The organism is Actinocrinis sp. (assembly GCF_035938995.1).
In the GTDB taxonomy this organism is placed as follows: domain Bacteria; phylum Actinomycetota; class Actinomycetes; order Streptomycetales; family Catenulisporaceae; genus DASZGI01.
On record NZ_DASZGI010000080.1, the window covers coordinates 1 to 9,648 of the forward strand.

The 9,648-nt window shown below is 71.7% G+C and carries 9 protein-coding genes and 1 pseudogene; 6 read left to right on the forward strand and 4 right to left on the reverse strand.

The features are described from left to right. From VGZ32_RS05040 to VGZ32_RS05050, 3 genes and pseudogenes are all read left to right on the forward strand, one after another. Positions 1–361: pseudogene (locus VGZ32_RS05040) on the forward strand (MFS transporter); the annotation flags it as partial. Continuing rightward, on the forward strand, positions 358–981 hold the full coding sequence (locus VGZ32_RS05045; RefSeq protein ID WP_326884632.1) for a futalosine hydrolase: 624 nt from the start codon (positions 358–360) through the stop codon (positions 979–981). The pseudogene VGZ32_RS05040 and the gene VGZ32_RS05045, both read left to right, overlap by 4 nt. Next, positions 978–1,832, forward strand: coding sequence for a 1,4-dihydroxy-6-naphthoate synthase (locus VGZ32_RS05050; protein WP_326884633.1), 855 nt, complete (start codon positions 978–980; stop codon positions 1,830–1,832). The genes VGZ32_RS05045 and VGZ32_RS05050 overlap by 4 nt, the downstream gene beginning before the upstream one ends. 30 nt (positions 1,833–1,862) lie before the next feature. Here VGZ32_RS05050 and VGZ32_RS28600 read toward each other — a convergent pair whose 3' ends face one another. Next, positions 1,863–2,252 carry a cold-shock protein gene (locus VGZ32_RS28600; RefSeq protein WP_349263485.1) on the reverse strand — a complete coding sequence of 130 codons (390 nt, stop codon included), beginning with the start codon at positions 2,250–2,252 and terminating at the stop codon, positions 1,863–1,865. A 258-nt stretch (positions 2,253–2,510) separates the two neighbouring features. Between VGZ32_RS28600 and VGZ32_RS05060 the strand changes: the two genes are divergently transcribed. After that, on the forward strand, positions 2,511–3,503 hold the full coding sequence (locus VGZ32_RS05060; RefSeq protein ID WP_326884634.1) for a sucrase ferredoxin: 993 nt from the start codon (positions 2,511–2,513) through the stop codon (positions 3,501–3,503). Here VGZ32_RS05060 and VGZ32_RS05065 read toward each other — a convergent pair. Further along, complete coding sequence (locus VGZ32_RS05065; protein ID WP_326884635.1) at positions 3,487–4,440, reverse strand: hypothetical protein; 954 nt, start codon at positions 4,438–4,440, stop codon at positions 3,487–3,489. The two genes, VGZ32_RS05060 and VGZ32_RS05065, sit on opposite strands and share 17 nt — an antisense overlap. Before the next feature lie 195 nt (positions 4,441–4,635). Between VGZ32_RS05065 and VGZ32_RS05070 the strand changes: the two genes are divergently transcribed. Then, entirely contained in the window at positions 4,636–5,364 is a 729-nt protein-coding gene (locus VGZ32_RS05070) for a copper homeostasis protein CutC (RefSeq protein ID WP_326884636.1), read from the forward strand. A gap of 7 nt (positions 5,365–5,371) precedes the next feature. Here VGZ32_RS05070 and VGZ32_RS05075 read toward each other — a convergent pair whose 3' ends face one another. Further along, positions 5,372–7,546 carry an AAA family ATPase gene (locus tag VGZ32_RS05075; protein WP_326884637.1) on the reverse strand — a complete coding sequence of 725 codons (2,175 nt, stop codon included), beginning with the start codon at positions 7,544–7,546 and terminating at the stop codon, positions 5,372–5,374. 332 nt (positions 7,547–7,878) lie between these two features. Here VGZ32_RS05075 and VGZ32_RS05080 point away from each other — a divergent pair, with 332 nt between their 5' ends. Beyond that, on the forward strand, positions 7,879–9,087 hold the full coding sequence (locus VGZ32_RS05080) for an amidohydrolase (RefSeq protein WP_326884638.1): 1,209 nt from the start codon (positions 7,879–7,881) through the stop codon (positions 9,085–9,087). An 18-nt stretch (positions 9,088–9,105) separates the two neighbouring features. Here VGZ32_RS05080 and VGZ32_RS05085 read toward each other — a convergent pair. After that, the coding region (locus VGZ32_RS05085; protein ID WP_326884639.1) for a winged helix DNA-binding domain-containing protein at positions 9,106–9,648 on the reverse strand (543 nt) is incomplete at its 5' end.

Sequence of the window (9,648 nt, forward strand, 5' to 3'; positions counted from 1 at the left end):
CGCGTCGCTCGCGCTGTCCGCCGTCACCGCCGTCATCGCCGCGTTCTTCTACGGGTTGCCGATGGTGATGGTGCTGGCCGGGATCGCGGGCGCCGCTCCGGCGCTGGCGAAGCTCTCCCTCGACGCGCTGATCCAGCGGGATACCGCGGAGGCCGTGCGCACGTCCGCGTTCGCCCGCTCCGAGACGCTCCTGCAGCTCGCCTGGGTGGTCGGCGGCGCGCTCGCCCTGCCGCTGTCCGTCACGACCGGCGTCATCGGGGTCAGTGTCCTGGCCGCCGGCCTTTCGATCGTGGCGCTGATCACCGGTAAGTCGCTGTACGACCTGCGCTGGGAGCAGTCCGCGGTGAGTTCCGCGGCATGACCGGGATCCTGATCGTCACGGCGGTCGAGGCCGAGCGCGAGGCGATCGAGCGCGGCCTCCCGGCGTCTGTGCGGGCGGCGGGCGACGTGGTGGTCACGGCGGGCGGCGTCGGCGCGGCGGCGGTCGCGGCGGCCACGGCGGCGGAACTGGCGCGTCGGCCGTTCAGTCATGTGGTGAGCGTCGGCATCGGCGGGGGGTTTACGGGCGCGGCGAAGATCGGCGATCTGCTGGCGGCCGACCGGATCATCGCCGCGGACCTCGGCGCGCAGACCGGCGACGGCTTCCTCTCGCTCGACGATCTCGGCTTCGGGACGTGCGTGTACGAGGCCTTCCGCGTTCCCGGGGAGGTGTTCGTGCGCGGCGACCTGCTGACCGTCAACACGGCCACGGGCACCGCGGAGCGGGCCGATCTCCTGCGCGCGCGCCACCCGGCGGCGGTCGGGGAGGCGATGGAGGGTTACGGTGTGGCTGTGGCCGCTGCGCGTTTCGGCGTGCCGGTGGCCGAGATCCGCGCGGTCTCCAACCCGGTCGGGCCGCGCGACCGCACCGCCTGGCGGATCGGCGAAGCCCTCGCGGCGCTGACCGAAGCCGCCGGGCTGATCGTCGAAGGGCTGTCATGACGAGCGCGTCCGCTCCGGCTGAACCCAAGCGGTTGAGCCCGGCCCGTTTGAGCATCGCGTACTCGCCGTGTCCCAACGACACGTTCATCTTCCACGCGTGGGCGCACAGCCTGGTGCCGGACGCGCCGCCGATCGACGTCACCTACGCCGACATCGACGTGACCAACAACCTGGTCGGCGAGGGCGGACTAGACGTGATGAAGATCTCGTACGCCGCGCTGCCTGAGGCACTGGAGCGCTACGAGTTGCTGCCGTGCGGTGGAGCGCTCGGGCGCGGCTGCGGTCCACTCGTGCTGACCGCGCCGGGCGGGCCGACAGACCTGGCCGGCCGCACGGTGGCCGTGCCGAGCCTCAAGTCCACCGCGTTCCTGTTGTTCCAGCGCTGGGCCGAAGGCGGCAGTCCGGCACGGATTCAGGTCCTGCCTTTCCGGGACATCATGCCCGCGGTGCGTGACGGCGCGGTGGACGCCGGCCTGGTGATCCACGAGGCGCGATTCACCTACGCGGGCTATGGCCTGCAGTGCCTGGCGGACCTCGGCGAGTGGTGGGAGAAGACGACCGGCGCGCCTATTCCACTCGGTGCGATCGTCGCCCGTCGCAGCCTCGGGCCGACGCTGATCGCCCGGATCACCGCGGCGATCCGCGCGTCGGTGGACCACGCCTTCGCGGACCCCGACGCTTCCCGTGAATACGTCCTCGAACACGCCGAAGAGATGGACCCCGAGGTGGCGAAGGCGCACATCGCCCTTTACGTGAACGAGTTCTCGCGCGATCTCGGGCCGGTCGGATACTCCGCCGTCGAGCGGCTCCTCGGGATCAGCCTCGAACGCCCCTCAACCGCCCAGGGCTGACCGCCTCCGGCCGCGCCGCGCGGCGATGCGTCACGTCTGTACGTCGAGCTGATCGGCGACCGCCCGCAACAGCTTCGCGACCTTCTGAGCCGAATCGCGGTCCGGGTGCTTGCCACGGCGCAGGGTGTTCGAGGTGTGGTCCAGCACCTTGATGACGTCCTCGACGATGACCACGAGTTCGTCCGCGGGTTTGCGCACCGCCGCGGCGACAGAGGGGCGGCTGTCGAGCACGTGGATGTTGAGCGCGCTCTCGCCGCGGCGGCCGTCCGCCACGCCGAACTCCACCCGCTGACCGGGCTTCAGCGTGGTCGTCCCGGCCGGCAGGGCCGAGGAGTGGACGTGGACATCGCCGCCGTCGTCCCGCGTGATAAAACCGTAACCCTTGTCGGCGTTGTACCACTTGACCTTGCCGGTTGGCACGGGACTACCTCATCTGTCTGTCGTCGGTGTCGCTGTTGCGTAAGGGTGCACTCGCGTGCGTCGTCAAGGCAGCACGGAGCGCATCACCCTGACGAGTTAAGGCTAGCCGCCGAACGACCCCCGGTCACCATCGTTACCGGTCGATCGGGGGTTCCCCGTTCGGACCAGTCCCCGGGGCGCCGGATCGAACCAATCAAAAAGGTTAGCCTAACCTAACTCACGCTAGGTCATCCTTCGACTTCACCAGGTGGTCGATCCGTGCCCGTGGATTCCGTTGTGCTCGGCAAGCCCTCCGCGCTCTCCGAACGATCTATACCCCGTTGCGCGGAAATCTGTCGTGCCCTTAGCGAGCCGCTAGCGGGCACGGCGCCCGCCGCCGCGCGCGGCTGGCTGCTGGTCGAGCATCCGGGTCCGTGGCCTGCCTTCGGACTGCCCGCTGATCTTCCTGTCGCCGTGACGCACTTTGCCGAGCGCGCCCTTCAGTACGGCGTGCGCACGCAACTGATCCGTCGGCCGGATCGTTCTGAGCGACGGCCCAAGCGGCTGAGGGTGCTGATCGCTGGTGGGGTTCCTCAGGCTCGGTGGATTGAAGAACGCGCGGATACCTGCGATGAGCGGGCTGACACTCTGGGCGCGGCGCTTGAGGCGCTCGACCCCACCCGGTTCGTCGACGGGCCGTCGCCGCGCTTCGGCACGCCCGCAGCGCCTACTCTGCTGGTCTGTACCCATGGCCGCCGGGAGGTTTGCTGCGCAGCGTACGGGCGGCCGGTGGCGCGGGCCCTCGCGGAGCGGTTCGGCGATGCGGTCTGGGAGACGACTCACGTGGGTGGGGACCGCTTCGCCGCGAGCCTCGTGGCGCTTCCCTCGGGGGCTTACTTCGGGCGGCTTGACCCCGCGTCCGCGCTGCGCGTGGCGGAGGCGGCGCTGGAGGGGCGGATCGAGCCGGACCGGTTCCGCGGCACGGCGGGCCTGTCGCCGAGCGCGCAGGCGGCCGAGTGCTTCCTGCGCCGTGCCCTCGGCCAGACGCGCGCGGACGCGGTCATCCACCTCGGCGCGGACCGACGCGACGGCGTACGGCTGGAGCGGTTCTCGGCGGCCGGGCTGGGCACGCGGACGGTGACTCTGCGCGAACGCGAGGCGCGGCAGCCCCGCCTGACGTCGTGCGGTCAGGGCACGGTCGACTGCCCGACCGTCTACGAGCTCGTCGACATCACGGCCAACGTCACAGCCGACATCACATCTGGCGGGTGATGCCGCGGGCCAGCCGCCAGCTGAGCAGCAGCGCCGCCAGAACGGCGGCGATCCGCGGCAGCGTGCCGAAGAAGTTGGCCGCGCCGGAGAGCACGTCCGCGCTGCTGGCCTTGTGGCCGCCCCAGATGCCGGCCCGGTACAGCCAGAACCCGATCGCGTAGACCAGCGTGGTACCGGTCGGCACGCCGATCAGCAGGGTCCACTTCTCCACCGAGGTGTAAAACCGCGAGGTGCACGCGACCAGCGCGGCGACCAGCAGCACCACCCACTGGCCGAGGATCGCGCCGACCACGAACAGCGCGATGGCCAGCGCCTCCTGCGGGTGCTCGCGCGGGCCGATGAGCCAGAGCGCGCGCAACCGGCGAGCCACTTCCGAGGGCGGCTCGACCGGCGCGAAGTCCGCCTCCGGGACGCTCAACTCGGGCAGCACCATCGTCTGGGTCGCGGTCGAGCCGAGCGCGCCGACCGTCTCCGCGGCCCTTTCCGGTGCGAACGGGTCCGGGTCGAGACAGATCTCCGGTCCGTCCATCACCCGGCCGATCGGCACCGACGAGCGGTTCTCCGGCGCGTACGGACTGCTCGGGCCCTGCGGCGCCAGCAGCTCGGCGAGGTCGTCGATGATCGGCACCTGCGGACCGTCCGCGGACCGGACGGACAGTCGGGCGCTGAGCCGGGCCTGATAGTCCGGGTCCCGCTGCACCTCGGCGTCGACGAGGGTGATCGGATCACCGAGCCCGTCCAGGATGCGGTCAAGCGTATGGACGTCCATGCCCCGCCGGTCGCGCTCTGCCTGAATCCGGTCGCGCAGCCCGTCGACGAATCGGCTGCGGGCCGCCGGGGACAGCCGGCCCGAGGCGGCGTCAGAGACCGCGCTCAGGTAGCTGAACAGGCGCTGCTCGGGCTGGAGTCTGGTGTTCTTGGTCACTTCCCCACGCATGCCGTACTCCCCTGGCGCCGCTGTCAGTTCTGAGATATATGCCCAGCCTAAACGGACGGTGCACCGGCGCGCGAAGGCTGCTTGAAGCGACCGAGGGCGCCTGCGCCCTCAGGCCCCGCGCCACACGCCCCTGGGCTGGTCCAGGCTGTCCGGCCCAGAGCGCGTGTGACGGCGCGCGTATGGCAGTCTTGCGCCATGTCGAACACCCCCGCCCGGCCCGAAGCGGCCGCGCTGCTCGAAGTGATCGCGGTCGACGCCGAGGACGCCCGCCAGGCGGTGGCGGGCGGCGCGGACCGCCTGGAGCTGGTCAGCGCCATGCAGCTGTCCGGCCTCAATCCGCCGCTCGAGGCGTTTGAGCAGATCAGGGCAGCCGTGACGGTCCCGCTGCGGGTCATGATCCGGCTGCGCGACGGGTTTCTCGCGGGCGGCCCGGGCAACGTCGCCGCGCTGGTCGCCTCGGTGGCGCAGTTGCGGGACGCGGGGGCGGACGAGTTCGTGTTCGGCTGGCTGGACGCATCCGGAGGAGTGGACCTGGACACGGTGAAGGCCGTGATCGAGGCGGCTGGGGGCGCGCCGTGGACGTTCCACAAGGCGATCGACGCGTCCACGGATCGAGACGGCGCCTTCGCCGCCCTGCGGGGTCTGCCGGGCCTGGACACCGTGCTGACCTCCGGCGGGCCGTTCCCGGCCGGACAAGGTGTCGCGGTACTCGAGAAGGAGGCGGCGCGCGAGGCGGCGCTGCCGGACGGCGTGCAGATCCTGGTCGGCGGCGGGCTCAAGCTCGGCGACGTGCCCACGCTGCGTGCGGCGGGGTTGGCCGGCTTCCACATCGGCACCGCGGCGCGCGTCTCCGGCGACTGGGCCGGACACGTGGATCCCGAACTGGTCGCCGCCTGGCGGACCGCGGTGGACGCGTCCCTCTGACGTCGCGTCAGGCAGTCGCGAGCTGAGCGGGCAGCGGCCGGGCGTGCAGCACGGTCAGGCGGCTGACAGCGCGGGTGAGCACGACGTAGAGGCGGCGCAGGCCGAGCAGCTCGGTGTATTCGGCTTCGACGATGTCGGCCGGCTCGGTGACGATCACCTGGTCGTACTCGAGACCCTTGGCGAGGCTGGCCGGAACCAAGATGAGGCGGGCCGCCGCCGGGTCGTCGGCGCCGTCTTCTCCGGCGGTGTTCGTTCCGGCGATGTCCGTTCCGGCGCTGTCTTTTCCGGCGGTGTCTCTTTCAGCGCCGCCCCCTGACGTCTCGCGCTCCTCCTCCGCGCCGAGCACGGCGTGCGCGATGTCGAGTGCCCGCAATGATTTCGACAGCGCGGGCAGTGCCGCGTCCGCCGCGATGACACCGATCGAGCCCTCGCGCGCGAGCGCTTCCCACGCCGCGATGGCGAGCGCCTCGGCCACGTCGTCGACCGGGCACAGCTCGAGCGCCCCCTCGGCTTGGCGCACGGAGGTCGGCGGGGCCAAATGCGGGGCGGTGACGGGCAGCAGCCGGGCCGCGTACTCGATGACCTGCTTGGGCACCCGGAAGCCTTGAGTCAGCTCCTCGCGGACGGCGCCGGGCTTGCCCAGATGGCGCAGCGTCTCGTTCCAGGTCCCCGCCGCCCATGCGGTCGTGGCCTGGGCGACGTCGCCGAGTACTGTCGCCGAGCCGGTGGCGCAGCGGCGGCCGACCGCGCGGCACTGCATCGGGGAAAGGTCCTGCGCCTCGTCGAGCACGACGTGCGCGAGCGACGGGGTGCGGTCGATCTGGTCGGCCAACTCGTCGAGCAGGACGGCGTCGGCGGGGGTCCACCGAGCGGCGCTCGGCGTTCGCGGCACCTTGCCCGCGCCCTCCCAGCAGATCTCGGCTTGTTCCCCGTCGGTGAGCAAGCCTGCTGCGGCCCGCGCCAGCCGCTCGGCCGACGACAGCAGCGCGAACAGCAGCTTGACCGGGTCCACGGCCGGCCAAATCTGATCCACGACGGCCTTCACCGGGCGGGACCGCGCCACCGCGTCCTGCACCCGATCGTCCGGCGACTCGCCTGCTGCCTCCATGCGTGTGAGCACGGCGTGCGCGATTCGCTGCGCGAGCATGGCCCGCCCGGCGGCGTAGCGGACGTTGCGCTCGCGGATGGCGGCGACCTGTTCGGCGATCTCATACGCCGGGATCCGCCAGATCCGCGAGCCGCGCGGCACCACCAGCGCCTCAGTCGGCTCGGACAGGTGGGACCACAGCGCCCGGTACAAGACCTCTGCCATGCGCGCGTCGCCCTTGAGCCGGGCGGCCGACGGAGAATCGAGGCCGCGGACGGCGAAGCGCGAGTCCCGCGGGAACACGAGCTCTTCGACGGTCGCCTGCGCCACATCGACCTCGCCGAGCGCGGGCAGCACCTGCTCGATGTACTTGAGGAACTGCCGGTTGGGCCCGACGACAAGCGCGCCGCCGCGCTTGAGCCGGTCCCGGTGGGTGTAGAGCAGGAACGCCACGCGGTGCAGGCCGACGGCGGTCTTCCCGGTGCCCGGAGCCCCTTGGACGCAGACCGATTCGGCCAGATCGGCGCGGACGATCTCGTCCTGGTCGGGCTGGATGGTCGCGACGATGTCGCGCATCGGACCGACGCGGGGGCGCTCGATTTCCTCGGCCAGGATGCGGCTCGGGGAGCTGGCCGCGTCCCGTCCCGCAGCGGCGGCGTCCAGAGGCTCGTCCTCATACGCGGTCAGGTCCCCGCCGGAGAAGCCGAACCGGCGGCGCAACGCGAGGCCGTGCGGGTCCTTGGCGCTGGCACGGTAGAAGGCCACGGAGACGAGCGCGCGCCAGTCGATCACCATAGGGTCGCCCGCGGCGTCGTGCACGTGACGGCGGCCTACGTAGTAGCGCTCGCCACGGTACGCGCCGTCCAGGTCGGGCGAGTAGTCAAGGCGGCCGAAGAAGAGGGGTACGTCCGGGCGGTCGAGTAGGGCGGCGGCGCGGGCCGCGATCGCCGCCTGCAGCACCTCCGTCGACACGGCGTTGCCGCCCTGCGCTTTGAGCGCGAGTGTGTCCTCGCGCATGGCGCGCAGCGCGGACCGCGACGCGGACAGATGCGCCCGCTCGGCGAGGATTGTGGGGTCGTCGGCAGACGACGGCATGCCAGGGCTCCAAGTCGGTTGCCGCGTCGGATCCACGCTCGTCGAGGGGCGTGGACCAATGCGTTGATCTACAGCGAATTTCATCTATAACGAATCGGGTGCGCAGCACGGCGCCGCGCCCGGGCTCGGTCGGGGCGCGCGGTTGAGGGGTACCCGTTGTCACATGGAGCGCAGAGGTCTCGGCGCGCCGAGGACGGCGCGCCGTACATGTGCTGAGAAGGTCGTCAACACTACCAGAGTGCGACAGCCCGGCGAACGCCTTTTCCGCCGCGCTGTGTCATGATCGTACCCACCAGTCACCTCTTACGTGAGAGATCTACTTGGAGGAAAGCATGGCCGTGACCGCGATCGTCGGGGGACGGATCGTCCCGGTCGAGGGCGAGCCGATCGAGGGCGGGACGCTGCTGATCGAAGACGGCAAGATCACCGCGCTCGGCGCCGGACTGCCGGTGCCGGACGGGGCCACCGTGGTCGACGCCGCCGGCAAGTGGGTGCTGCCCGGCTTCATCGAGGCGCACGGGCATCTGGGCGTGCACGAGGAGGGCGAGGGCTGGGCGGGCCAGGACACCAACGAGATGACCGACCCGGTGACCGCGCACGTGCGGGCGCTGGACGCGATCAATCCGGACGAACAGGGCTGGCGCGACGCGGTGATCGGCGGGGTGCTCGCGGTGAACGTCAACCCCGGCTCCGGCAACCCGATCGGCGGCCAGACCGTGGCGCTCAAGAGCTGGGGCGGCACCGTCGACGACCGGGTGCTGCGCGAGCCGGCCGGGATGAAGTCCGCGCTCGGCGAGAACCCCAAGCGGGTGTACGGCGAGAAGAAGCAGACCCCGTCGACGCGGCTGGGCGTCGCCGCGGTGATCCGGGGCGCCTTCGTCGAGGCGCGCAACTACCAGGAGAAGCTCGACGCCGAGGCCGCGAAGCCTGAGGCTGACCGCAAGCCGGTGGAGCGGGACCTCAAGCTCGAGGCGCTCGGGAGGGTGCTGCGCCGGGAGATCCCGTGGCGCCAGCACTGCCACCGCGCCGACGACATCGCGACCGCGATCAGGATCTCCCGCGAGTTCGGCTACCAGCTGGTGATCGACCACGGCACCGAGGCGCACCTGGTCGCCGACCTGATCGCCGCGCACTCCATCCCGGTCGTCATCGGCCCGCTGTTCACCAGCCGGTCCAAGGTCGAGCTGCGCAACCGGTCCCTGGCCAACCCCGGCCGGCTGGCGGCGGCCGGGATCACGATCGCGATCACCACCGACCACCCGGTCGTGCCCATCAACTTCCTGATCCACCAGACCAGCCTCGCGGTCAAGGAGGGCCTGGACCCCCAGACCGCGCTCCAGGCCGTGACGATCAACCCGGCGCGCATCATCGGTGTCGACAGCCGGATCGGCTCGCTGGAGCCGGGCAAGGACGCCGACCTGGTGATCTGGTCCGGCGATCCGCTGGACGTGACCAGCCGGGCCGAGCGGGCCTACTGCGACGGCCGCGAGATCTACGCCTACGACTACGACCGCCGCGAAGGGGTAGTCCGGGCGCCCTGACCGCGGCGCGGGACCGGGTCAGGCGATCGGCGCGAACCGGATGTCGTGCGCCGGGGCGTCCGGGGCCGCGAACGCGAGCAGGCGCCCGCCCTCGTCGGTGACCGCGCCGCGGCCGCGCGGGCTGAGCGGGCCGAACAGCTCGATGGTCAGCGCCGCGGACGCGCGGGACCGGGTGATCTTCCACATGCCGGCGGCGAACCCGTCGACGAGCACGGTGCCCGGGAACACGCCGTTCGGCGTGAACATCCGCTGGCGGTTCGGCTCGCTGATGATGCGGGCGCGGTCGGCGTGCGAAAGGACGAGGTTGTCGAATTCCGCAACGAGCCGCACCGGGGCCGGAGCGTCCGGTCCGGGCCGCGGGGCGCCGGGGAGATCGAACAGCTCGGTGCCCTGCTCGTCGCGGAACACGCGCAGCCCGGGCCGGAGCCGGCCGAAGACCTCCCGCAGCCGGGTCAGGCCGGACCAGGCTTGCGCGTCCCGGACCGAGGCCGGGCCGAACGCGGCCAGGTACCTGGTGACCAGCCGGTCCAGCGACGGGCTGGCCTCCATCGGCCGGCCGAG